Genomic DNA, 24,750 nt, shown 5'->3' with positions numbered 1-24,750 from the left:
TAATTTATTCAAAAATCATTTAGCAAAAGCGAGTGCGATATCTATATTTGTAATTGCCTGTATATTTTATTTCCAAGCAATGTTTGATATTCAACGTGAATATTTGTCTCCATATTTGATAGGTAGTTTACTTATATTAATCGTGACAGTCTGTAAACTATCTTTAAATAAAGAAACAACGGATACTACAATAATTTACGTAAATAATAAAAATGAGAAAAACTATTTAAATCGTAAAGCCAGAAAGAAACACATTATATTTTTTATAGTGCTCATGATTTATTTAATCGTCATTAATAATGTAATTATCCCTTTAGTGGTAAGCAGTGAGGTGATGGTTAATAGTTGGTCTAGTTTAGGGTTGCTTATTCCAATTATAATGATGATATTGATGAAAGACAGTCGTATTCAAATATCTGATACACCGACAGTTTCAGCAAAAGAAAAGATTAATACACAAGAACGTTCTTTAAATATGTTGCCTAATTATAACTTCAGTGATGAATATGAGAGACGTAGAATTGTTAATGCATATGCGAGTAATACAATTTGGCAATTAATTGCTTTAATGGTAGTCAGTATTGTTGATATAGTTATTGAAGTAATAATGGGGCATTGGCCAATATCTAGTTATATTTCAATCCTGTTCATTGTTATTATTTCATTAGTCATTACATTTAAATATAAAAGTATTAAAAATTAAAAACAGCTATTCTTGCCATGTTGATAAACAAAGGCAAGGATAGCTGTTTTTAAAGTTGCTTATTCAGTTTCATGAATATAAGATAATTCAGCATGTTCTCTACCTAATAAATCATGAAGTTGTCGGTATTTATTAAATAATTTTTCGTAATGTTTTACTTTTTCAGGATCTGGTTGTTTTTCATAATAAATCGGTTGTTTCATATGTTGTACAGTATCTCGTAATGTTTCGTAAGCACCGCCGACGTTAGCTCCTAACATAGCAGCACCTAAAGCAGTAGCATTAGATGATTCTAAGACAACTACTTTTTTGTTTAATACATTGGCATAAATATCTACGAGTAATTTACTTTTTTTAGGTATACCACCTGACGCATATACTGTATGAACTGGAATGTCATTATCTTCGAATTGTTTCATGATCATTTTAGTTCCAAATGCAGTTGATTCTAAATAAGCACGGTGTACCATTTCGAATGGTGTTTGTAATGTTAAACCAAAGACACTACCAGTTAAATGGCTATCGCTTAATATACTTCTATTACCATTATGCCAATCTAGCACGACTACATGTTGTTCTTCAACAGGGATTTGCTCTGCTAGTGTTTCTAAGTATTGTAATACATCCATATCTTTGTTCTTCGCGGCTTCAACGATTTCATGTGGAGCCATGCGTTCAGAGTAACTAAACAAGTCTCCTACAGCAGCTTGCCCAGCTTCATATGCATATAATCCAGGTATAATAGCATCTTTAACTGAACCTGTAATTGATGGAATGGGTTCTTGTTTAGGGTCTAACATTAAGTGACAAGTACTTGTACCAATGACTGGAGTGAATTCTCCTTTTTCAATGGCACCTGCACCTAATACGCCAGAATGTGCATCAATCATATAAGGTGATATTTGAACATTTGAAGATAATCCCCATAAATTTTGGTAGTATTCTGATAATGAACCTGCACTATCTCCAATTTGAATAACCGGTGCTTCACATTTATCTTTTACAATTTGAGGTAATTCTGAATCTACAGTTTCAAAGAAATCGTAATTAAATCCATTGACTTCATCGTAAAATCCTTTAAATCCTATACCACAATTTGATCGGATATTTTGATTAACAAGCAAGCTTGTCATATAGTCTCCGGCTTCCATAATATAATGAGCACGTTCTAATAATTCAGGTGCTTTATGTTTTACCTCAAGAATTTTAGGTATCATCCATTCACTATTAACACTGTGACCATAATAGTCTAACCAATTTTGATTTGCTTTTTCATTAGCTTCGACCATTTGTGTTGCTTCATCTTGGGCACCGTGATGTTTCCATAATTTAACATAAGCATGAGGGTGATTTTTTAAATCTTCATTCATATGTAAAGGTTTGAAGTTTTCATCTAAAAAGACAATAGTACAACTTGTGAAGTCGACGCCAATTCCGATTACTTCATCTTTATTAATTTGACTTTCTTCTAATACATGTTTAACACCATTTTCTAAAACATTGTGATAATCGCCAGCATGTTGTAAGAAGTAATTATGAGGTAAAGTTTCTCCACCTAATTCTTCAGCAATTGTTCCATGTTGGTATGTTTCTTCATAACTAGAAATAATTTTTCCATCTGAAGTATCTACTAAAATAACACGTCCAGATGCTGTGCCATAATCGATACCAATACTATAACTCATTATGTCTATCCCCTTTATGTAATGTTTTATCTTAAAGAAGTTATCAATAAAATAATGTTCTACGATATGATTAATGATAGTGCTTACATAAATGAATGTAAAGTGTGACATATTGTAAATTCTAAATTCATTAATGAGTTTATTAATGTTATATTTATGTAGAATTAAATCATTAATTTGGGAGGTAACCATGTCATTAAATATTGAACACGTGACAAAGAGATTTAATCAATTTATAGCAGTTAATGATATATCGATTGAACTTGAGAAAGGAAAAATGCTTGGGTTTTTAGGACGTAATGGTGCTGGCAAAACAACTACATTTAGAATGATTTTAGGATTAAGTGAACCAACAGAAGGTCACATTACATATGAGAGACATACAATAGATAAGTCGATGTACAATCGTATAGGTTATTTACCAGAAGAGCGGGGTTTGCATTCAAAAATGACTGTTGAAGACGAATTAACTTATCTTGCTACTTTGAAGGGTATGTCTAAAAAAGCTATTAAGAAAAATATAGATTATTGGTTAAATCGATTTGCAATTACTGAAAATCGTCATAAACGTATTGATTCACTTTCCAAAGGTAACCAACAAAAAATTCAGTTATTAGCAAGTATGATTCATCAACCTGAATTACTTATTTTAGATGAACCTTTTAGCGGATTAGATCCAGTCAATGTTGAACTACTAAAAGAAGCGGTCAAAGATTTAAATAACCAAGGTTCGACGATTATTTATAGTTCACATCGTATGGAGCATGTCGAGGAATTATGTGACGATGTATGTATTTTAAATCATGGAGAACTAGTAGTTTCAGGCGATATACAAGAAGTTAAATCTTCTCATGGATATAAACAGGTAATTATCGAAACTAATAAATCAATGCCAGAATTAACAGGCATTCAAGGTGTTATTGATGTAGAAGTGAATAAGCATGACATTAAACTAACAATAGAAAATGAGGCTGTAGCTGAATCTATATACAATCAAGTTATAACACATGGTTATGTGCGTCGATTTCAAGTGTTAGAACCATCACTGAAAGATATTTTTATTGATAAGGTAGGTGATCTTCATGAATAAATTCTGGGCTACATTTGGATTAACATATAAAAGTAAGGTTAAATCTAAATCCTTTATGATATTTATGGTTATTGTCATTATTTTGATGGTAGCTTTATCAAATGCTGACAAAATTATAGATATGTTCAAAGGTGATGATGACCATATAGGTGTCGTAACCAATAATGAACCATTATATAAAGCAATTAAACAACAGAGCCATGTGATTGATGAGGAAGCAACGTTTGAAAGAGTGAGTCAAAAAGAAGCGAAATCTCAAGTCAAAAGTGAAAAATTAAAGGAAGCTTATATCATCAAAATGGATAAAGACCATCAACTTTCAGCGACCATTTTGAGTAAAGATAACGTTTCACAAGAAAAACAACAAAAAGTGACTGGTTTACTTACAAATCTTCAGTCAAAACTAATAGCATCGAAATTGCATCTCAGCGATAATGATTTAAAAAAATTACAATCTCAAAGTAAAGTAGATAGCCACATCTTATCAGATGATAAAGGACAACAATTAAGTGAAAGCCAAAAAGTATTTAATATGATTCTTGTTTATGCCATTTTAATGCTAATGTTTTTTATTATTTTCAATTATGCAACACAAGTGGCTATGGAAATTGCAACTGAAAAAACATCAAGAGTTATAGAAATGATTATTACGAGTGTGTCTCCGATAACACATATTATGGCTAAGATAACAGGTGTCATAGCAGTAGCGTTTACACAAATAGCTATGATAATTGTGGTTGCAATCATTTGTATATATGCTTTTGATTTAAAGCGTATGCTTAAAGGTTTTGATTTATCAATGAGTGACATATCATGGCAAATTATTATAGTAGGCATTTTAAGTGTGATTATCGGTATATTAACTTATGTTTTATTAGCAGCCATTTTAGGTTCTTTAGCATCCAGAATAGAAGACATTAATCAAACCTTAATGCCTTTAACTTTATTTGCAATGATTGCATTTTATATAGCTATTTTCAGTATATATAAACCTGATATTTTATTGGCTAAAATTACAAGCTTTATTCCATTTTTAGCCCCATTTGAAATGTTGGTGCGCGCTCAATCGACGGAATTACAAATTTGGGAAATTGTATTAAGTATGTTGATTTCATTAGTAGTTATGGTGATCTTGATATGGATTGCTATTAAAACATACAAAGATTCAGTTTTAACATTTGAAAAAGGTCTTATTAACTCAATTAAAAAAGTAATGAAAAAATAAATAAAAGAGGGGGAAGAGTGTTAATGTCATTTTGAAAAAGCTTACATAACATTCTTCCTCTTTAAATTGTAATTATCTATGGAATATTAGGTGAAAAAGTGTAACAATGTGTATGAGTTAGCAAAGAAGTTAATATAAAATAATAACTGATTGATACACATCATCAACCATAATTGATTAATATAACCTCTTATTAGGATGGAGTAGATAGAACGATGTTATATTCAACGATGATTTTTATATTAGCAGGTCTTTGTGAAATAGGAGGCGGCTACTTAATATGGTTATGGCTTAGAGAAGGTCAGCCATTGTGGCTAGGTATTATTGGTGGTATCATACTCATCCTATATGGTGTGATTGCGACGTTACAATCATTTCCAACGTTTGGACGAGTTTATGCCGCATATGGCGGTATATTTATTGTCATGAGCTTAGTATGGTCTATGTTCATTGATAAAAATATGCCAGATAAATACGATGTATTGGGTGCTGTAGTATGTGTAATTGGCGTTTTAATAATGTTATTACCACATAGGGCTTAATAAAACGTGTTTGAAAGGGAGAAATAAGTAATGAATGTTGAAATTGAGCATCAAAGATATGGTGTTGATTTAATTAAAATTGATAATGAAGAAACGAAAATTGTATTTACAAATTTTGGTGCAAGAATAGTATCATGGAAATATCATGATAATAATATTGTACTAGGGAATGTTGTTGAAGCGGACGAATTTTATTTTGATAATCCATTTAAATTTGGAGCGACTATAGGAAGATACGGTGGTCGAATTTCCGATGCTTCGTTCACATTAGATGGAATAAAATACCAATTAGAAGCAAATGATGGTAATCATCATATCCACGGCGGGGGTCACGGGCTAGATACAAAGTTATTCGACTATGAAGTAGTCGAAGAATTGGGACAAGTAAAAATTATTTTTAAGACAACGTTAAAGGAAACAGATGATAATTACCCAGGAAATATGGATGTTAAAGTTACCCATACTTATGATGTCGATCATTGTTGGACAGTTGAATATGAGGCTACATCAACGAAGACAACATTATTTAATCCGATGAATCATGTTTATTTTAATTTGAACAGAGATAATAATGTTATCGATAATCACCGTCTATATAGTTCTGAATTGAATATGTATCAACTTAATGAACAACATTTAATAAATACAGATGAAACACTAGATTTACATCAAATTTTTAATGGTAATGATATATACTTTAAAGATATATTTGAAAGTAAACATGCTCAACTAGCACAACAAATTGACACTTTTAATGGCTTGGATCATCCATTCAAAGTTGGAGGCCATCAATTATCAATAGATAACGGTGAGTTTCAATTAGATGTAAAAACTGATATGCCAAATTATGTATTATATACATTTAATCAACCAAAAGATTGGAATAGTGATTCTAATATTTATAAGGCACATTCTGGCTTAGCTATTGAATCTCAATTTTTACCAAATGATATTAATATGTATGGTGAAGACGCTTCGTCTATCTTAAAAGCCAATGATACATTTTATTCTCAAACAAGTTATGAAATAAATGAAAAGTAATTATTAAGAGTGAAGCCTACGGTTTTGATTCCATTGGTTTCACTCTTTCTTTATACTTAGAAAGTATTTTAATTATGATGATTTTGTTGCACGTTGGTACATCTTTTCTAATTTTTCATATCTTTTCATAGATAAATATGGATTTTTTAAAGCCTGTGAAATTCTCTTAGTATTTTTTCTGTCATTATAATAAATATCGTTTAATTCTTGAACCGATAATTGAGTCTTCGGGTCTGCTTCTTTAATTAATACTAAATGTTGATTTTGACTGACAGATCCTTCTTTAATTATGCGACAATAAAATCCTGTTTTTCCTGATTTAGACATGCGCTTCACTAAATTGGGTAAACCATATTTTGCTTGTATTTTCCAACAAGGTTCTCTGATTTCCGATACTTCTATAATTGCTTCACCCAAACGATATTGATTACCAAAATAAACTTCATTTTCATCTAAATTTATAATAGTTAAGTTTTCCCCAAACATTGCATAATCAGGCAGTTTTTCTAAATCATCTTTATACATGTCATAGTTTGATTTACTAAAGCAACAGACTGCTTTATCTGGTCCACCGTGGTCTTTATAGGCTTGTTCATCATCAACAAAACCTAGTTTAGATAACCACATATCTCCTTCGAAAGGGCGCTTATTAATAGCTGATTGCATTGGTTTTGAGTCTTTATATTGTAGCGATTCTATTTTCCCAGTTGAAATAGCGTAAACAGGTATCATTTCTATCCTCCCTCTTAAAGTATTTAAATGATAGTTTACTATATCTCAAGGCTTTTATGTAAAATTTTAAAATATATTAAAAATTAAACGATAAATAAGGTATGTTAAATCAAAAAAGTCATGTAAAATAGGAAATGTAAACGATTTAGAAAAGAGGCTCATGACGTAATGAATGATGTAAAACAACTTAAAATGATGACATTGAATGATGTTTTGAATCAAATTGAAGACGGTATGACACTAGGAATTGGTACAGGTAGTACAATTGAATTGTTAGTTCCTAAAATAGCACAACTTGTTGAAGAAAAGAATTACGACATCAAAGGTGTTTGTACTTCAAATAAGACTGCTTTTTTAGCTAAAGAACTAAATATTGAAATTGTTGATGTAAATGATGTTGAAAAAATCGATTTAGCTATTGATGGGGCAGATGAAGTCGATCCAAACCTCAACTTAATTAAAGGCGGTGGCGGTGCCTTATTTAGAGAAAAGGTCATTGATGAAATGGCAGACCGTTTTGTGGTCATTGCTGATGAAAATAAAGTAGTCAATTATTTAGGAGAAACATTTAAATTACCAGTAGAAGTAGATAAATTTAATTGGTATCAGGTTGCTAGAAAAATAGAAACGATTGAGGGAGTAATCGTGCAACGTCGTGTTACTGAAGATGTGCCGGTAACTACAGACAATGGTAACTATATTTTAGACTGTGCCTTACCAAAAGGGATTGACCCTTATGAAATGCATGAGTTTTTAATACATCTTACGGGTGTGCTAGAAACAGGTTATTTCCTTGATATTACTGACGAAGCCATTATAGGCACACAACAAGGTGTTAAAAAGATGTACCGTCAATAATAAAATTTTTACTTTTATATTATATAGATAATAGCCTTAAGGTGTTTGTTAGAACATCTTAAGGCTATTTTTCTAAATTTTATTCTTATTGAGCACTTTTGAATAAATCAACTAAACTTTGAGGACTATTCTCTCCAAGACAAATATCTAATAATTCATGAGATTCTTTTGCTTCGGCTTCACTTCTTGGGAACATTTTTGCTTCATATAATTCGATTGCTTTATCAAAATTATTACTATGTTCAGCTATCAATTCCGCTAACTCAGCTCCATCTAACATGGCTAAATTAGCACCCTCCCCAGAAGGAGCCATTAGGTGTGCAGCATCACCAATTAAAGTAACCCCTGATTGACGTTCCCAACGATGTGTATCAGGTAACGCATTAATTTTACGAGGTGTAATTGAACTATCCGCTTCAGTAATTAAGGCAGTTATTTCTGGTGACCAACCTTCAAATTCTGCAGCAATTGTTTTTGTCGCTATTTCACCATTTGCAAAGTCTATACTATCGATCCATTCACTATCACATTTCATTTGTACATATGTGTGAAGGATATCTCCTGCTTCTCTATGTGCAACAATACCTTTACTAGGTGATAAAGCATACATTGCACCTTTTCCTACTTTTTGAGCAGTCTTAGGATATTGATTATCTACATCATATAGATATGTTTCAATAAATGTATAACCTGAATAATATGGTTTAATATCTGTTAAGATGTTACGAACTTTAGACCAAGCACCGTCAGCACCAATAAGTTTGTCTGTAGTTACAGATGTCTCATCTCTAAATACCACTTTATATTGTGTATTATCCAATTTTTCAACATGATCCACTTTTTTATTCCAAACAATCATATCATGTGGCAATGAGTCTATTAATATATCTCTTAAATCACCACGTAATACTTCAGGTCGTCCATTTGATTCATCATCCGGTAAATCTAAAAGTATGTCACCATTATGGTTAACGATGCGAGAGGCATCAGCGCCTTTTTGTATAATTGATTGGAATTCGTCCAATAAGTTAGCTTTTTCTAAGGCAACTTGTCCATTATATTCATGTATATCTAATTGTCCACCTTGAGTTCTTGCATCACGAGAGGCATCAGATTCATAAACTTTAGCAGGAATACCATTTACATATAGCACTCTAGCTAAAGTCAGCCCACCAATGCCACCACCGATAATTGTAATAGGGTTGTTACTAGCTTTTATATTCATTGTATTACTCCTTTTAAACTCATAGTTATAATTAAATTATTACTGAAAGAGTTTACCCCCAAATATCTATATTTAAAACAAAAAACTCATCCATTCAATAAATTGAATAAGACGAGTTTAATATAATTAGTATTTGTTATTAGGGCTAGAATTTTCAGAGTCCTTGATTTCATCCTGTGCTTCAGATACAACTGATGAACGACGTGATGAACGGCGTGTTTGTTTATAAGAAGTATGTTCTCTTAAATAATCAGAAGAATCATTGTCATGTTCTTGTTCATCATCAATAGACGTTTTAGAATGTTGTTCATTATCAGAGGATTGATCATGTTTACGAGAATCAGATGCGTCATCTTCTTGAATATCATTATGATTATTTTCATTATTAGTTTCACTATCATTAGAATGGTCATTAACGTGATCTAAATAATTATTAGGTTCAACTTCGTCTAAACTTTGTTTTGTCTTTTTATAGAAGATGGCACGTATAATTAAGCTTAAAATAATATAGATTAAACCTACTGCAGTAGTAGCCAATGCGATGACTTTCATAGAGAATAAGTCACCAACTTCTTCACTGAACAAGAATACTAAACCAAATGACATAGCAGCATGGAAAATAGTAGCTATATAAATTGTTCTACCTTTAGTTGCGCGAATCAATTCACCTACAATCATAGAGAATGCGAATGTATATAAGAAATGATAACCAGCAAACTCTATTCCATATGTAGTATTGGCATTGAAGATTGAGTAAATGATACCAACTACGATACTTGCAAAGAAAGTATTCATTTTAACTTCTACAATATGTTGTAAATATGAACGAAAACCAAATTCTACTACAAATGCCATAATTAAATGGCCAATTATAATAGCAGTTATTGAAACTGATAAATCTGATGCCTGTAAAAGTATGAAACTATCTGCAAACGTGTTGAAACAGAACATACCTATGATAAATATAAATAAAGGTATGATTAAAGCGAGTAATATACGCTCCACAACTTTAAGGCTCAATGATAGTTTTAAACTCGCCATCTGATCTTTTTTATATCTAAAGACGAGTAGACATATGATTGCAGCGATAAAAGGAGAAAGATCAGTAATATCGAAGACAAATCTTTTTACTCCAATTGCCGATTGAAAATCTCTAAGTATTACGAATAAGGCCATCGTAATGACAAAAAATACGAATATTGTCATTGCCCATTGAAACCCAGAAATTCGATTGTTTTTCATTTTATGTAACCTCCATTACGGAAACAAGCAATTATTATTTTTATTTACAATTATACATGTTATAAGATGTTAGATAAATTGTCTATTTCAATTATCATCAAAATGTAATAGGAATGAATTATAAACGTAATTAAATTTCAGTGAATCGGGAATAAAATAACTACATTGAATAAAAAATAAGCTAAAGTTATACTTAAAATATAATGTTAGTGAATGAAATCAAGGGGGAAGAGCAATGTATCAACAAGCCGAACCAAGCTTATGGACAGGAAGACTTGATAGTGAAACAGATTCTAAACAATTTAGACATTTTCAAACGATTCAATTTAATGATTTAAGAAATGTGGAGTATAGTAATGAACAAAAAGGTGTAGGTATGTTAGGCTATGCCGTTGATAAAGGCGTAGAACTAAATAAAGGTCGAGTTGGAGCTAAAGAAGGCCCTAATGCGATTAAACAATCATTTGCAGGATTACCAGATTTAAATCAATGTGAACAAATTGTTGATTACGGAAATGTAGAGCACGATAACGAACAACTAATTGATACACAAAAAGAATTTGCAGAGTTAGCAGCGAAATCTATTCACAATCACAAACAAACATTTCTTCTAGGTGGCGGCCATGATATTGCTTATGCTCAATATTTAGCTACTAGAAAAGTTTATCCTAATCAATCCATTGGTGTTATTAATATTGATGCCCATTTTGATACACGTGATGAAGGAGAATCAACGTCAGGAACTAGTTTTAGACAGATTCTTGAACAAGATGATAATGCCGACTATATGGTTCTAGGTATATCTCAAGGTGGCAATACACAAGGGTTATTTGACTACGCAGAGGAAAAAGGCATTTCATTTGTTTATGCTGATGAATTGCTACATCAAGTATCCCCACCAATTAAAGATATGATTGAACGCTTTATTCATGATCATGACGTGATTATGTTTACAATTTGTATGGATGTTGTAGATAGTGCCTTTGCACCAGGTGTCAGCGCATCAGCAGTATTAGGTATCTATCCACACACAGTTTTTGAATTAGCTAAACGTATTGTACCAAGTGATAAGGTTAAATCAGTTAGTATCGCAGAAATGAATCCTAAGTATGATCAAGATAATAGAACTGCGAAACTGATTGCTAACTTAGTACACCATTTCTTATTATAAATTCCAATATTCAATACATTGTTCGATGAGAGAAAGTACTTGTTCAGAGTGCTTTCTCTTTTTTAAATAGTTGATATAAATTTTGCGACCTAAATTAGGACGTATTTTAATATAGTCTAAATTACTAGTATTAAACGATTGATAATAAAATCGTGGAATAACAGCATATCCTATACCTAAATGTACAAAATTAGTAGCTGACTCAAAACGATCAGATTCCATAATAATATTAGGATGTATACTCATTCTATTAAAATAATCATCTAAATGTTTACGAACTTGTGAGCTTTTATTAGGTAATATTAAAGGTAGATTATCTAGTTGAATTGTCTTTTGTTTAGGAAAAGCATCTTTAGGTGTTAGTAAAATATAGGATTCTTTGTAAAGTGCAATTGAAGTAATATCTTGGTGCCTAATTTCTTCATTTGTTAAAGCAAAATGCACATCAAAGTTAATAAGTTGCTCAATTGATTGATGTTGATCATGTACCTCATTAATACGATATTGTTGATTTGGATATTGAGTATGATGAGCGTGAATAACATTTGCCATCCATTGGCTTGTTGATTCTAAAATACCAATTTTAATTCTCGGTTCAGATGAAATATTTAAATCATACATCTTTTCTATTGTTGATCGATATTGTTGAACTAATTGTTCCGCATATTTATAGAATTGAATACCTTTTTCGGTTATTTTAATATCCTTTGTTGTGCGCATGAATAAATCATAGCCTAAATCTGATTCCATCTTTTTAATAGCAGCTGTTAAAGAGGGCTGGCTAATATGTAAAAAATTGGCAGCTTTTGTAAAACTATTATATTTAACAACGGCTAAAAAGTACTCTAATTGAATAATTTTCATAAGTCATCTCCAGTTAGTTATAGTTTATATCTATAAATAATTAGTTTATTTATATTTGTTATCTATATTTTAGCATAATATAATGGGCGTGTAAGAACTTAATTTAGTACATGTTCAATAGTCTAAATTATTTGATTATTTAGGTTATTCTATAAGTGTACATATTAAAAACTTTGAATTTATAGATATTATTTCGGATGGGAGAGATAGTAATGAGAGAAATTCATGCAAAAAAAGGTTTAGATATCGAGTGTAAAGGTTGGGAACAAGAAGCGGTATTACGAATGCTTTATAATAATTTAGATCCAGAGGTAGCTGAACATCCTGAAGAACTTGTTGTTTATGGAGGTATCGGTAAAGCGGCACGTAACTGGAAAGCATTTGAAGCAATCGAAAATACATTAAGAGACTTAGAAGCAGATGAAACAATGCTCGTACAATCTGGTAAACCAGTAGCAGTATTTAAAACTCATGAAGAAGCACCGCGTGTGTTAATCTCAAATTCAGTTTTAGTACCTAAATGGGCAAACTGGGATCACTTCCATGAATTAGATAAAAAAGGTTTAATTATGTATGGACAAATGACTGCAGGCAGTTGGATTTATATTGGTTCACAAGGTATTGTTCAAGGAACATATGAAACTTTCGCAGAACTTGGTAACCAAGAATATAACAGTGATTTAACTGGTACAGTGACATTAACTGCAGGATTAGGCGGTATGGGCGGCGCTCAACCTCTTGCTGTAACAATGAATAATGGTGTGGCAATTTGTGTTGAAGTCGATGAAACACGTGTTGATAAACGTGTAGAAACAAAATATTGTGATGTAAAAACTAAAGATTTAGATGAAGCATTAAAATTAGCTGAAGATGCTAGACAAAAAGGGGAAGCTTTATCAATCGGTCTAGTTGGTAATGCAGTAGATTTACACAAAGCTATTTTAGACAAAGGATTCAAAATTGATATCATTACTGACCAAACAAGTGCACATGACCCATTAAATGGTTATGTACCTCAAGGTTATTCAGTAGAAGAAGCTAAACAATTACGTAAAGAAGATCCTAAGAAATACGTTGAATTATCTAAAGACTCAATGGCTAAACATGTAGAATTAATGTTAGAATTCCAAAAACAAGGTGCAGTAGCATTTGACTATGGTAATAATATCCGTCAAGTTGCTTACGACAATGGTGTAGAAAATGCATTTAACTTCCCAGGATTTGTGCCAGCATACATTAGACCATTATTCTGTGAAGGTAAAGGACCATTCCGTTTTGCTGCATTAAGTGGAGATCCAAAAGATATCGAACGTGCAGATGAAGAAATGAGAAAATTATTCCCAGACAATGAAAAATTAATTCGTTGGTTAGATTTAGCTGAAGAAAAAATTGCTTATCAAGGCTTACCATCAAGAATTGCTTGGTTAGGCTATGAAGAACGTGCGAAAATGGGATTAGCACTAAACAAATTAGTTCGTGACGGTGAAATTTCAGCACCAATCGTTATCGGTCGAGATCACTTAGATTCAGGTTCAGTAGCTAGTCCAAACCGTGAAACAGAAGGTATGAGAGATGGCAGTGACGCAGTTGGTGACTGGGCGGTATTAAATGCCTTAATTAACACTGCAGCTGGTGGTTCTTGGATTTCATTCCATCACGGTGGCGGTGTAGGTATGGGTTATTCTCTACACGCTGGTATGGTTGTTGTAGCTGATGGTTCAGAACGTGCAGATCGTCGTTTAGGACGTGTATTAACTACAGATCCGGGTATGGGAGTAGTGAGACACGCAGATGCTGGTTATGATATCGCAATTCAAACTGCGAAAGACAAAGGCATCAAAATTCCTATGATCGATGAAACGGAGGATAAATAATGAATGATTTAATTATTCAAAATATCAAAGAACTTATTTTACCAAAATCTACTGATCGTCCATTAAAAGGTGCAGAACTTGATGAATTAGATGTTATTGAAAATGGTACAGTTGTAGTAAAAGATGGAAAGATTGTTTATTCTGGCCCTTATACAGATAAATATGAAGCAGAACAAATCATAGATGCTACTGGTAAAGTAGTATCTCCATCCTTAATTGATGCACATACGCATTTAATATTCGGTGGCTCAAGAGAACACGAAATGTCACTTAAACGTCAAGGGAAATCTTATTTAGAAATATTAGAATCTGGCGGTGGCATTCTTTCAACAGTAAAAGCTACACGTGAAATTAGCGAAGATGACTTATTCAAAAAAGCAGAACATGACTTATTAACTATGGTTCAACATGGTGTATTAGGTGTTGAAAGTAAAAGTGGTTATGGTTTAGATAAAGAAAATGAACTTAAACAATTAAGAGTATCTAATCGTTTAGCTGAGAAATATGGATTAGATATGAAACATACTTTCTTAGGACCACATGCAGTACCTGAGGAAGCAGAATCAAATGAAGCATTCTTAAATGAAATGATTGAATTACTTCCAGAAGTTAAGGAATATGCTGATTTTGCAGATATCTTCTGTGAAACAGGTGTATTCTCAGTTGAAGAATCTAGACATTATATGCAAAAAGCTAAAGAAGCAGGATTCAAAGTGAAAATTCATGCTGATGAAATAGACCCATTAGGTGGCTTAGAATTAGCAATTGATGAAAATGCCATTTCTGCAGATCACCTTGTTGCTTCAAGCGCTGAAGGTAAAGCAAAATTAAAAAATAGTGATACAGTAGCAGTACTATTACCAGCTACAACATTTTATTTAGATAAAAATGACTATGCTGATGCAAGAGGCATGTTAGATAATAACGGTGCAATTGCTATTGCAACCGATTACAATCCAGGTAGTAGTGTAACGAATAACTTACAATTAGCTATGGCGATTGCTGCATTAAAATTAAAACTATCTCCAAATGAAGTTTGGAATGCTGTTACAGTTAATGCAGCAAAAGCGATTGATTTAGATGCAGGTACAATTAATGAAGGTGACAAAGCCAATATCGTTATTTGGAATGCACCTAACCACGAATATATTCCTTATCACTTTGGTATTAACCATGCACAAAAAGTTATCAAAGATGGTAGAGTCATTGTTGATAACGAATTTTCATTAGATTAATTCATTCATAATTTAACCATGTGGAACCGTGTCGATATGAAGACACGGTTCTTTTTATATATAAGAGAAAAAATGTACATTTATTAGAATAGTTTGACAATTGTGTTAACATGAATTTATAAGGAGTTGGCTACACATGATGTTGGTACGAACGCAATACTTAAAACAATGGCAAGGCCAATATCGACAAAACATACCTTCCGGTATTTTAATGGGGTTAGCTTTATTACCTGTAACTATAGCATTTTCTTTTATTGTTCATGTTCCACCTTCAATTGGATTAATGAGTTGTGGGTTAATGATGTGCTTAATGAGTATACTGGGAAAAAGAATTGCAATGGTTTCAGGGCCAAGTAGTGGCATATCTATTATAGGTGCACCTTTAGTTAATCAATATGGCACACATTATTTATTTTTAGCAACAATAATGATGGGTATCCTATTAATTATATATAGCTTTTGTCATATAGATAAATTGCTTAATTATATCCCTAGAACAGTAGTCATTGGCTTTATGAATGCATTGGGGATATTACTGTTAACTACTCAAATTAAATATATATTCGGTGTGTCATTATCTACATATATCGTTGCGTGTTTAACCTTTATAGTGATTTATCTATCTGGAAAATGGATTCAAACCATACCTGCACCATTAGTGGCTATTATCATCATTACGCTATTAACGTCAGTAATTCACCCACATTTACAGTATGTTCACGATTTAGCTAATATTAAATTTAAAATGCCACAATTAACAACCCTAAATTCATCAATGACAATTTTTGATTGGTTGATTATATTTAAGTATGCATTTACGATGTCAGTGATTTCAGTCATTCAAACTAATTTAACTGCTAATATGATGGATGCAATCAGTAACACAACATCTAATAAAGATAAAGAAATAAGAGGACAAGGAATTTCTAACATTATCGTAGGAATTGTCGGGGGTTATGGTTCTAGTGGATTAGTAGGACAATCTAAATTTAATTATAAAATGGGCGCAACAACTCGGTTATCTACATTAATGACTGGTATTTTATTAGTATTATGTATGGTGTTATTAGGGCCAATAGTTGGCTTAATTCCAATGGTAGTGCTAGCTGTAGTATTAGTAACAGTTTCTCTTAATACATTCGACAGACGAACGGTGAGTCATATTAAAGAAGCGCCGATTATGCATAGTAGTATTATGTTATTAACTATCATACTTATTCTTATGACTAATAATTTAGCTATAGGTGTAATAGTGGGCACGATTATTTATTATATAATATTTTATCTCTTTAAGAAGGGGGATGTTACAAATGACTAATTATACTGATTATGTGAATTGGAGAAGGACTTTTCACCAATTTCCGGAACTATCAGAAAAGGAATATGAAACGACACAACGACTTAAACGTATTTTAGAAGCACACCACATTACCATATTAGATTTACCTTTAGATACTGGATTAGTTGCTGAAGTAGGTAAAGGCGATCAATTAATAGCTGTCAGAACTGATATAGATGCGCTACCAATTGATGAACAAGTAGAACATGAATTTACCTCTACTAATGAAGGCGTTATGCACGCTTGTGGTCATGATATACATATGGCTAGTATTTTAGGTGTGGCAACTCAATTAAAAGCACAAGAAAATGAATTAAATGGCCGTGTAAGAATTATATTTCAACCTGCTGAAGAATTAGGTTATGGTGCTCGAAAAATAGTTAAAACAGGAGCATTAGATGGAGTCAAAGCGGTCTTAGGTTTTCATAATTATCCTACAATGGATATAGGCGAATTTGCTATTAAAAAAGGAGCAATTACTTCTGCTGTCGACCGATTTGAATTTAAAATTAAAGGTAAAGGGGCACATGCTGCTAAACCTGAACAAGGAAATGATCCAACTGTAGCATTAGGACAGCTTATCAATAGTCTACAAACAATTGTAAGTAGAAATCTTTCTGCGTTTGATAGCGTAGTTGTCACTATAGGAGAAATTTCATGTGGGAATACATGGAATGTTATTGCAGATCATGCATATGTACAAGGAACTGTGCGGTCATTTAAACCTGAACATCGAGATTATATTGAACAAAGAATGAAAGATATAGCGAGTGGCTTAGCGAAGACATTTAATATAGAAGTAGAATGTCATTATACTAGATTGCCTGGTACTGTCATTAATGATAATCAGTTAACAGAGACCGCAATTGAAGTGGCAGAAACAGTTGGTTATAATGTTTCAATTATGGACTTGCCACTGACAATCGGAGAAGATTTCTCAGGCTACACTGAAAGTTATCCTGGTGTATTTGCATTTATTGGTTCAAATAGTAAATATGATTTACATCACCCTCTATTTGATCCGGATGAACGTATATTGGAAAAGGTTCCTTCATATTTTGTAGAATTAGTTAAAAAATTACTAAATCAATAAAGTTAATACAGTTGCTATTGTATTTTTAAAAGAAATCAGTAGTAACTGTGTTTTTTATTAAATTAAATTTTAGAAAAATTAAAAATGATTAGAGAGTAGATATACTTGGGTATAAACAGAACATATAGATATTAGGAGATGATTTTAAAATGTCAGCACAAGATCCAAGAAATAAATTTAAAACAAATGAATATGAAAAACAAGAACAATCACTTCCTGGTTTGCAAAGTGATTTAACACCAGAGCCAGATTATGGTGAAACATTATATATAGGTCATGACAGATTAAAAGGATTTAAAGTGTTAGTCAAAGGTGGCGACTCAGCTATTGGACGTGCAGCAGCTATAGCCTATGCTAAAGAAGGTGCAGATGTCGCAATTAATTATCTTCCAAGTGAAGAGAAAGATGCACAAGAAGTTAAACACGTCATTGAAGAAGCAGGACAACAAGCAGTGCTTATCCCTGGTGATGTTAGAAATGAACAATTTAACTATGACATGGTCGCAGAAGCCTATGAACAATTAGGTGGATTGGATAATGTAACTTTAGTGGCAGGTCATCAACAATATCATGATGACATTAAAGGATTTGATACACAATCATTCGCAGAAACATTTGAAACTAACGTATACCCAATCTTTTGGACAGTGCAAAAAGCACTTGATTATTTACAACCAGGTGCATCAATTACTACAACATCATCTGTACAAGGATATAATCCAAGCCCAATATTACACGACTATGCCGCTTCAAAAGCAGCGATTATTTCACTAACTAAAAGTTTATCTGAAGAGCTTGGTCCTAAAGGTATCCGAGTTAACTGCGTCGCACCTGGTCCATTCTGGTCTCCATTACAAATTACAGGAGGCCAACCACAATCTAATATTCCTGAATTTGGTCAACAAACCCCATTAGGTAGAGCAGGTCAACCAGTTGAATTATCTGGTACTTATGTTTTACTAGCTGCAGAAGAATCTAGTTATACAACTGGACAAGTATTTGGTGTCACAGGCGGCATTCAAATAGATTAGAAATTTTAAATGGATAATTGAAATTTAAGTCGATGAAGTAGAGATACTTTATCGACTTTTTTATGTCTCATATTTATTTTAAATTAAATAAGTTCAAAATGAATTTGGAAATTAAATACGAATAATGTATAATTATAATACAAAATAAATAATAAAATTATGTAAAGTGCTTTAACTTTAATTACAGTAATCAGAAATAATAGGGGAAAGTGATTAGTTAGTTGTATAAATATCTTTTAAATATAAAGGAGCACACTATATGAATAAAGACCAAATCATTAGATTAATTCCTTTTATTGCATTAGTTATAGGTATAAGTTTTATTCCATTCTTCCCATCATTTAAATGGTTTTTCTTTTTAGTAGTACCAATATTCGTTATTACCAATATATTGAAGAATTTATATTTTGTAAATCGAAATATTAAACATAACAAGATATGGATTAGTCCAATCATAGATCGATTATTAGGTTGTATTGCAGGGATTTTTTATATAGGTTTTGCTTCAGTAGCTTTATTACAAAGCGCAAACCCTTGGATTGGGTTTTTACTATTATTATTAGCATCTTCATTCATTTACTTTTTAGAAACTAAATTGAAAATCGATGAACAAACGTTAAAAAAATCTAATCATGAGTATAAAGTCATTTCTGAAAAACTTGAACGTCAACTTAAAATAGTAGCCATAATCGTTACCATTATTTCTATTATAGCTATGATAATCTCACTTTATCTAAAATGGTGGATTGTCTTTGGTATAGCCGTTGGATTACTATTATTAGTAGCAATAGGATTAATTATCTATGATAAATACTTTACGACGAAATTATAATTTATGATTGACGTTATTGGAATTATCTTGTAACGTAAAATTTAAATGCAAATCACTTATCTAGAGAAGTGGAGGGACTGGCCCTATGAAGCTTCGGCAACATATAATAATGTGCCAATTCCAGAAACCAATTGAGGTTTGAAGATAAGGGGATAGTAATTGAAGGCAAACCTCTTTTCTTAAATAATTAGAAAAGAGGTATTTTTTATTAATATAGGAAGTAGGTCTAATTATGAAAAAAACTAAGAAGGGTAATGCTTGGGCGTTATTTCCTTTATTATTATTTATGTTGTTATTTTTAGGTGTAGGTATTATATCAGGAGATTTTACCACTATGCCTTTAAATGTAGCGATTACAATAACTGTTATCGTAGCTTTGTTAATGAATCGTAAAGAAAAATTTGCTACAAAAGTTGAAGTGTTTACTAAAGGCGCAGGACATTCAAATATTATTTTGATGATGCTTATATTTATTTTGGCAGGCGCTTTCTCAACGACTACAGAGAAAATGGGAGGCGTGAGTTCAACTGTTAATCTTGGTTTGTCACTTATTCCTGAAAACTTAATCATTGTAGGTTTATTTATCATTTGTATGTTTGTTTCTATTTCTATGGGTACTTCAGTTGGAACAGTTGCAGCGATTGCACCTGTTGGATTTGGTTTTGCACAAGCTACTGACGTATCAGCAGCCTTAGCAATGGCTACGGTAGTTGGCGGTGCGATGTTCGGAGATAATCTTTCTATGATTTCAGATACAACGATCGCAGCCGTACGTACACAACATACAAAGATGAAAGATAAATTTAAAGTCAATTTTAGAATTGTATTACCAGGTGCGATTTTAACAATTATTATTCTATTTTTATTAACGAATGGAATTTCTATGGATCATTCTAAAAGTTATGATTTCCAATTAGTTAAAGTCATGCCGTACTTACTTGTACTGATATTAGCACTAGTGGGCGTTAATGTTATTATTGTACTGATTGGCGGTACAGTCTTATCTGGAATGATTGGCCTTATCGACGGCTCTTTCGGATGGAAAGGTTTATTAAACGCAGTATCCAAAGGTATTATCGGAATGGAAGATATTGCAATGATTGCTTTACTTATTGGTGGTTTAGTCGGTCTTATACAACATAATGGCGGGATTGATTGGTTGCTCAATTTCGTTAGAGGCAGAGTAAGATCTAAACGAGGCGCGGAATTAGGTATTGCTAGTTTAGTCAGTGTTGCAGATATATCAACTGCTAATAATACGATTTCAATTATTATGTCAGGACCATTAGCCAAAAATATTGCTGATGAATATGATGTTGATCCACGTAAATCAGCAAGTATATTAGATATATTTGGCGGTTGCTTCCAAGGATTATTACCTTACAGTCCACAAGTAATCTCAGCAGCTGGAGTAGCAGGCATCTCACCATTTTTACTAGTACCTTATAGTATTTATCCGATTATGTTAGGTATTTGTGGATTAATAGCAATCATCTTAGGTTATCCAAAATTAAAAAAGCGATAGCGTAAATGTTGACTAATGAATCATATTTTAATATAAATCTGAGACTGAACTAAGTCTCGGATTTTTTAAATGGTTGTTATGAAAATAATGTTATCCTTAGTTTCTATAATAGAGATGTTTAAATAATAGGGTTTAATGGTAAATTAGATTAAATGTATCAAAGATTAAGCATTTTTAAGGATAAATGTTTGGAAGTTTGAGTAAATACGTTAGAATAGAAATAAGAGTGAAAGTAGGTGACATATAGTGGCAAAGTATAATGTGGAAAATGAATATGTAGAAATTGATATTGAACGTTTATTTAAATATTCACCTGAAACTATTTATGAAGCTTGGACAAAAGAAGATATTTTAAAACAATGGTTTATGACGTCTAAACGTACGAATAAATCATTTGAAGCTGACGTTCAAGAAGGTGGTAAGTACCGCATTGTAGATAGTAGAAATGGTAAGCAAAATATTATTGAAGGTACTTATGAAGAATTAGTGATGGATGAATTTGTCAAAATGACTATTGGTATGCCTGGATTAAGTAACGAAGAAGATATTATTGAAGTTGAATTCTTCGAACGTGAATCAGGTGGCACACAAATGTTTTTCTATTACCAATCTTATATTGAACGTGAAAGAAGATTGACTAATCTTGAGTACAAACAGAAAAAGAAAGAATATCATGACTCTACAGCACATGGTTTCGAATTAATGTTTGATAAAATGAATACTGTATTAGAAGAAATTGAAGAACAAAAAAATAATTAAAAAGACGCAAGCAAATTGGTTTAACCTAAACATTTAGGTTACCGATGCTTGCGTTTTTTATTTGAGTTCTTCTTTTTCCTTACGTTCATTATATTTTCGAAGTAATGTTTCAAAGAAAATATGATAACTGATAAAACTAGAATAATCAGTGCCATCATTTAAATAAAAAGTATTACTAGATACATAAACATTATAATCGGCTTGCTGGGCTAATGTATTATCTTTCATCGTTGTTACTGATATAAAGTATTTTTGGCGTAATTTTAATAGCTGAGTTACTTCTTTCAGTTGAAATGTTTCGCCTGATAAGGAAATGATAAAGAACAAGTCTTGAGGCACTGTCTTGTTTAAAACCATCTTTAATTCATGAACATCATGGAGAATAATAATATTTTTGTGCATAGTTAATAAGATACGTTGTGCTTCTTCAGCCACATTCATTTGTGCTCGCCCTGTACCATATAAGTATATTGTTCCAGCCTCGTTCATTTTATTTGTTAATAACTCATAATCAATTCTATCTAAATAACTAAATGTATTTTCAATTTCTTGTCTAAAAGATTCAATAGAGTCAGATGGTAACTGATTTTTCTTTTCACTTTCAAACTTCAAAAATGATTTGAAATCACTATAACCATCAAACCCCAATTTACGCGTGAAGCGGTGAATAGTCGCATTAGATGCATGTGTGTGTTGAGATAAGTCTTGTATTTTTAAATTTTTACATAAATCTATATGGTTATTAACGAAATGTGCAATTTGCAAATCGTTGTCATTAAGTTGATTAAAATTCATATTAACTCGTTCATCTAAAATCATGATGACACCTCGTTTATTAATGTTGAAAAAATTTTCATCATATGAAAACATAATCTGATTATACAAAATACTTTCAAAATTCGTCAATGACATTGAGAGTATGTAAGCGTTTACTATATATTAGATATAAGATATTTCGGTGACACCTTGTTTATAAATACGAGGTTTGATACGAATAAAACGACATTGGGATGTGGAGGTTATTATAATGAATGCAATCAAACGATTTGGTAGCGCAATGATTGTGCCGGTATTAATGTTTGCTTTCTTTGGTATTGTCCTTGGATTTGCAACTTTATTTAAAAATCCTACTATAATGGGTGGTTTAGCAGATCAACATACGTTTTGGTTTAAATTTTGGTCAGTGATAGAATCTGGTGGTTGGGTTATTTTCAATCATATGGAAATCGTATTTGTAGTAGGATTACCACTATCATTAGCTAAAAAAGCACCAGGTCATGCCGCACTAGCAGCATTAATGGGCTATTTAATGTTTAATACATTTATCAATGCGATATTAACGCAGTGGCCACATACATTTGGTGCTAACTTGGAAAAAGGTGTAGAAAATGTTACTGGATTAAAAGCAATAGCGGGTATCGAGACATTAGATACTAATATTTTAGGTGGTATTATCATTTCAGGGATCATTACTTGGATACATAATCGCTACTATAGTAAACGTTTACCAGAAATGTTAGGTGTGTTCCAAGGTCTAACATTTGTAGTAACGATTTCTTTCTTTGTGATGTTACCTGTTGCTGCAATTACTTGCGTAGTATGGCCAACTATTCAAAATGGTATTGCATCTATCCAACATTTTATTATTGGTTCAGGCTATGTAGGAGTATGGTTATACCACTTCTTAGAAAGGGTATTAATACCTACTGGCTTACATCACTTTATTTATGCACCAATTGAAGTTGGACCAGTAGTCGTGAATCATGGACTTAAAGCGGAATGGTTACAACATTTAAATCAATTTGCCGAAAGCAGTAAACCATTAAAAGAACAATTTCCATATGGCTTTATGCTACAAGGAAATGGTAAAGTATTTGGTTGTTTAGGTATTGCATTAGCTATGTATTCAACAACACCTAAAGAAAACCGTAAAAAAGTAGCAGCTTTATTAATACCTGTAACATTAACAGCTGTTGTAGCAGGTATTACTGAACCTTTAGAATTTACATTCTTATTTATCGCACCATTCTTATTCGTATTACACGCATTGTTAGCTGCAACAATGGATACAATTATGTACGGTTTCGGTTTAGTTGGTAACATGGGTGGTGGCGTCCTAGATTTCTTAGCTACTAACTGGATACCACTTGGTAAAGAACACTGGATGACGTATGTGATTCAAGTGGTAATAGGACTTATATTCGTAGGTATATATTATGTTTTATTCAGATTCTTAATATTAAAATTTGATATTCCATTACCTGGACGACGCAAAAATGAAGAAGAAGTTAAACTATTCTCTAAACAAGATTATAAAGAGAAAAAAGGACAAGAAGATGCTACAAAACATACGTCAACTGGGAATGAGTATGATGATAAAGCAGCATATTATTTAGATGGTTTAGGCGGTAAAGAGAACATTAAAGATGTGACTAACTGTACAACTCGATTACGTTTAACTGTGAAAGATGAAAATAAAGTAGAAGATAGTAGTTATTTTACACATAATCAAATGGCTCACGGTCTAGTTAAAAGTGGTAAAAGTGTTCAAGTGGTAGTAGGAATGTCTGTACCACAGGTTAGAGAATCGTTTGAACATCTGGTTTATGATGAAAATGATAAATAATAAATAAAAATAAGGGATTCCAAAATATATCGTTTTGGAATCCCTTTTATAGTTAATT

At 32.0% G+C, this 24,750-nt stretch carries 22 protein-coding genes and 1 riboswitch; of the genes, 16 read left to right on the top strand and 6 right to left on the bottom strand.

Annotated elements, in window-relative coordinates; all coding sequences use genetic code 11:
* Positions 1–79: 79 nt before the first annotated feature.
* Positions 80–703 (top strand): hypothetical protein, encoded by a 624-nt coding sequence (locus LFT63_RS06705; protein ID WP_156156329.1) that lies wholly within the window; start codon positions 80–82, stop codon positions 701–703.
* A gap of 59 nt (positions 704–762) precedes the next feature.
* On the opposite strand, the gene LFT63_RS06700 is transcribed toward LFT63_RS06705, so the two are convergent.
* Complete coding sequence (locus tag LFT63_RS06700) at positions 763–2,388, bottom strand: ribulokinase (RefSeq protein ID WP_029055803.1); 1,626 nt, start codon at positions 2,386–2,388, stop codon at positions 763–765.
* Between the two features lie 190 nt (positions 2,389–2,578).
* Here LFT63_RS06700 and LFT63_RS06695 point away from each other — a divergent pair, with 190 nt between their 5' ends.
* The 4 genes from LFT63_RS06695 to LFT63_RS06680 all read left to right on the top strand — a co-directional run bounded on the left by LFT63_RS06695 (position 2,579) and on the right by LFT63_RS06680 (position 6,286).
* Entirely contained in the window at positions 2,579–3,478 is a 900-nt protein-coding gene (locus tag LFT63_RS06695; RefSeq protein ID WP_029055804.1) for an ABC transporter ATP-binding protein, read from the top strand.
* Positions 3,471–4,703, top strand: coding sequence for an ABC transporter permease (locus tag LFT63_RS06690; RefSeq protein ID WP_029055805.1), 1,233 nt, complete (start codon positions 3,471–3,473; stop codon positions 4,701–4,703). The genes LFT63_RS06695 and LFT63_RS06690 overlap by 8 nt, the downstream gene beginning before the upstream one ends.
* A gap of 215 nt (positions 4,704–4,918) precedes the next feature.
* Positions 4,919–5,245, top strand: a complete 327-nt coding sequence (locus LFT63_RS06685) for a YnfA family protein (RefSeq protein ID WP_340768416.1) — start codon at positions 4,919–4,921, stop codon at positions 5,243–5,245.
* A 30-nt stretch (positions 5,246–5,275) separates the two neighbouring features.
* The gene (locus tag LFT63_RS06680) at positions 5,276–6,286 is read left to right on the top strand and encodes an aldose epimerase family protein (RefSeq protein ID WP_029055806.1); all 1,011 of its coding nucleotides are present in this window, start codon (positions 5,276–5,278) and stop codon (positions 6,284–6,286) included.
* 72 nt (positions 6,287–6,358) lie between these two features.
* On the opposite strand, the gene LFT63_RS06675 is transcribed toward LFT63_RS06680, so the two are convergent.
* Positions 6,359–7,018 carry an MOSC domain-containing protein gene (locus LFT63_RS06675; protein WP_340768414.1) on the bottom strand — a complete coding sequence of 220 codons (660 nt, stop codon included), beginning with the start codon at positions 7,016–7,018 and terminating at the stop codon, positions 6,359–6,361.
* Between the two features lie 168 nt (positions 7,019–7,186).
* Between LFT63_RS06675 and LFT63_RS06670 the strand changes: the two genes are divergently transcribed.
* On the top strand, positions 7,187–7,876 hold the full coding sequence (locus LFT63_RS06670) for a ribose 5-phosphate isomerase A (RefSeq protein WP_029055808.1): 690 nt from the start codon (positions 7,187–7,189) through the stop codon (positions 7,874–7,876).
* Between the two features lie 85 nt (positions 7,877–7,961).
* Here the strand turns inward: LFT63_RS06670 and LFT63_RS06665 are convergent, their stop codons facing one another.
* A complete protein-coding gene (locus tag LFT63_RS06665) occupies positions 7,962–9,101 on the bottom strand; it encodes an FAD-dependent oxidoreductase (RefSeq protein ID WP_029055809.1) in 1,140 nt (379 codons plus the stop codon).
* 126 nt (positions 9,102–9,227) lie between these two features.
* On the bottom strand, positions 9,228–10,343 hold the full coding sequence (locus LFT63_RS06660; protein WP_017636483.1) for a CPBP family intramembrane glutamic endopeptidase: 1,116 nt from the start codon (positions 10,341–10,343) through the stop codon (positions 9,228–9,230).
* Positions 10,344–10,578: 235 nt separating this feature from the next.
* Between LFT63_RS06660 and hutG the strand changes: the two genes are divergently transcribed.
* Entirely contained in the window at positions 10,579–11,514 is a 936-nt protein-coding gene (gene hutG, locus LFT63_RS06655; protein WP_017636482.1) for a formimidoylglutamase, read from the top strand.
* On the opposite strand, the gene LFT63_RS06650 is transcribed toward hutG, so the two are convergent.
* Positions 11,509–12,378 (bottom strand): LysR family transcriptional regulator, encoded by an 870-nt coding sequence (locus LFT63_RS06650; RefSeq protein ID WP_017636481.1) that lies wholly within the window; start codon positions 12,376–12,378, stop codon positions 11,509–11,511. The two genes, hutG and LFT63_RS06650, sit on opposite strands and share 6 nt — an antisense overlap.
* A 212-nt stretch (positions 12,379–12,590) precedes the next feature.
* Here LFT63_RS06650 and hutU point away from each other — a divergent pair, with 212 nt between their 5' ends.
* The 8 genes from hutU (at position 12,591) to LFT63_RS06610 (ending at position 22,066) form a co-directional block, all read left to right on the top strand.
* Positions 12,591–14,252, top strand: a complete 1,662-nt coding sequence (gene hutU / locus LFT63_RS06645; protein ID WP_046467112.1) for a urocanate hydratase — start codon at positions 12,591–12,593, stop codon at positions 14,250–14,252.
* Positions 14,252–15,487: an imidazolonepropionase gene (hutI, locus tag LFT63_RS06640; protein ID WP_029055811.1), complete on the top strand. Its 1,236-nt coding sequence runs from the start codon at positions 14,252–14,254 to the stop codon at positions 15,485–15,487. Before hutU ends, hutI begins: the two co-directional genes overlap by 1 nt.
* Before the next feature lie 136 nt (positions 15,488–15,623).
* On the top strand, positions 15,624–16,805 hold the full coding sequence (locus LFT63_RS06635) for a SulP family inorganic anion transporter (protein ID WP_029055812.1): 1,182 nt from the start codon (positions 15,624–15,626) through the stop codon (positions 16,803–16,805).
* Positions 16,798–17,919: an amidohydrolase gene (locus tag LFT63_RS06630; protein ID WP_340768407.1), complete on the top strand. Its 1,122-nt coding sequence runs from the start codon at positions 16,798–16,800 to the stop codon at positions 17,917–17,919. The genes LFT63_RS06635 and LFT63_RS06630 overlap by 8 nt, the downstream gene beginning before the upstream one ends.
* 149 nt (positions 17,920–18,068) lie before the next feature.
* Entirely contained in the window at positions 18,069–18,950 is an 882-nt protein-coding gene (locus LFT63_RS06625; protein ID WP_340768405.1) for an SDR family oxidoreductase, read from the top strand.
* Positions 18,951–19,209: 259 nt separating this feature from the next.
* Positions 19,210–19,782, top strand: a complete 573-nt coding sequence (locus LFT63_RS06620) for a hypothetical protein (protein ID WP_029055815.1) — start codon at positions 19,210–19,212, stop codon at positions 19,780–19,782.
* 53 nt (positions 19,783–19,835) lie between these two features.
* A riboswitch (SAM riboswitch) is annotated at positions 19,836–19,933 on the top strand.
* 81 nt (positions 19,934–20,014) lie between these two features.
* Positions 20,015–21,307, top strand: a complete 1,293-nt coding sequence (locus LFT63_RS06615; protein ID WP_340768398.1) for a Na+/H+ antiporter NhaC family protein — start codon at positions 20,015–20,017, stop codon at positions 21,305–21,307.
* 246 nt (positions 21,308–21,553) lie between these two features.
* Positions 21,554–22,066, top strand: coding sequence for an SRPBCC family protein (locus tag LFT63_RS06610; protein ID WP_017636472.1), 513 nt, complete (start codon positions 21,554–21,556; stop codon positions 22,064–22,066).
* 57 nt (positions 22,067–22,123) lie between these two features.
* Here the strand turns inward: LFT63_RS06610 and LFT63_RS06605 are convergent, their stop codons facing one another.
* On the bottom strand, positions 22,124–22,885 hold the full coding sequence (locus LFT63_RS06605; protein WP_017636471.1) for a MurR/RpiR family transcriptional regulator: 762 nt from the start codon (positions 22,883–22,885) through the stop codon (positions 22,124–22,126).
* A gap of 208 nt (positions 22,886–23,093) precedes the next feature.
* On the opposite strand from LFT63_RS06605, the gene LFT63_RS06600 reads away from it, so the two are divergent.
* Positions 23,094–24,692 carry an alpha-glucoside-specific PTS transporter subunit IIBC gene (locus LFT63_RS06600; RefSeq protein WP_340768396.1) on the top strand — a complete coding sequence of 533 codons (1,599 nt, stop codon included), beginning with the start codon at positions 23,094–23,096 and terminating at the stop codon, positions 24,690–24,692.
* Positions 24,693–24,750 lie beyond the last annotated feature (58 nt).

It is taken from the genome of Staphylococcus sp. FSL H8-0121 (assembly GCF_038008425.1).
In the GTDB taxonomy this organism is placed as follows: domain Bacteria; phylum Bacillota; class Bacilli; order Staphylococcales; family Staphylococcaceae; genus Staphylococcus; species Staphylococcus pasteuri.
This window is presented reverse-complemented; position numbering and strand designations above follow the sequence as displayed.

Coding starts and splice junctions, on each gene's coding strand:
- LFT63_RS06620 (WP_029055815.1), top strand. CDS start 19,210: ATGAATAAAGACCAAATCATTAGATTAATTCCTTTTATTGCATTAGTT.
- LFT63_RS06605 (WP_017636471.1), bottom strand. CDS start 22,885: ATGATTTTAGATGAACGAGTTAATATGAATTTTAATCAACTTAATGAC.
- LFT63_RS06660 (WP_017636483.1), bottom strand. CDS start 10,343: ATGAAAAACAATCGAATTTCTGGGTTTCAATGGGCAATGACAATATTC.
- LFT63_RS06685 (WP_340768416.1), top strand. CDS start 4,919: ATGTTATATTCAACGATGATTTTTATATTAGCAGGTCTTTGTGAAATA.
- LFT63_RS06635 (WP_029055812.1), top strand. CDS start 15,624: ATGATGTTGGTACGAACGCAATACTTAAAACAATGGCAAGGCCAATAT.
- LFT63_RS06700 (WP_029055803.1), bottom strand. CDS start 2,388: ATGAGTTATAGTATTGGTATCGATTATGGCACAGCATCTGGACGTGTT.
- LFT63_RS06600 (WP_340768396.1), top strand. CDS start 23,094: ATGAATGCAATCAAACGATTTGGTAGCGCAATGATTGTGCCGGTATTA.
- LFT63_RS06665 (WP_029055809.1), bottom strand. CDS start 9,101: ATGAATATAAAAGCTAGTAACAACCCTATTACAATTATCGGTGGTGGC.
- LFT63_RS06705 (WP_156156329.1), top strand. CDS start 80: ATGTTTGATATTCAACGTGAATATTTGTCTCCATATTTGATAGGTAGT.
- LFT63_RS06630 (WP_340768407.1), top strand. CDS start 16,798: ATGACTAATTATACTGATTATGTGAATTGGAGAAGGACTTTTCACCAA.
- LFT63_RS06695 (WP_029055804.1), top strand. CDS start 2,579: ATGTCATTAAATATTGAACACGTGACAAAGAGATTTAATCAATTTATA.
- LFT63_RS06615 (WP_340768398.1), top strand. CDS start 20,015: ATGAAAAAAACTAAGAAGGGTAATGCTTGGGCGTTATTTCCTTTATTA.
- LFT63_RS06625 (WP_340768405.1), top strand. CDS start 18,069: ATGTCAGCACAAGATCCAAGAAATAAATTTAAAACAAATGAATATGAA.
- hutU (WP_046467112.1), top strand. CDS start 12,591: ATGAGAGAAATTCATGCAAAAAAAGGTTTAGATATCGAGTGTAAAGGT.
- LFT63_RS06670 (WP_029055808.1), top strand. CDS start 7,187: ATGAATGATGTAAAACAACTTAAAATGATGACATTGAATGATGTTTTG.
- hutG (WP_017636482.1), top strand. CDS start 10,579: ATGTATCAACAAGCCGAACCAAGCTTATGGACAGGAAGACTTGATAGT.
- LFT63_RS06675 (WP_340768414.1), bottom strand. CDS start 7,018: ATGATACCTGTTTACGCTATTTCAACTGGGAAAATAGAATCGCTACAA.
- LFT63_RS06680 (WP_029055806.1), top strand. CDS start 5,276: ATGAATGTTGAAATTGAGCATCAAAGATATGGTGTTGATTTAATTAAA.
- LFT63_RS06650 (WP_017636481.1), bottom strand. CDS start 12,378: ATGAAAATTATTCAATTAGAGTACTTTTTAGCCGTTGTTAAATATAAT.
- LFT63_RS06690 (WP_029055805.1), top strand. CDS start 3,471: ATGAATAAATTCTGGGCTACATTTGGATTAACATATAAAAGTAAGGTT.
- hutI (WP_029055811.1), top strand. CDS start 14,252: ATGAATGATTTAATTATTCAAAATATCAAAGAACTTATTTTACCAAAA.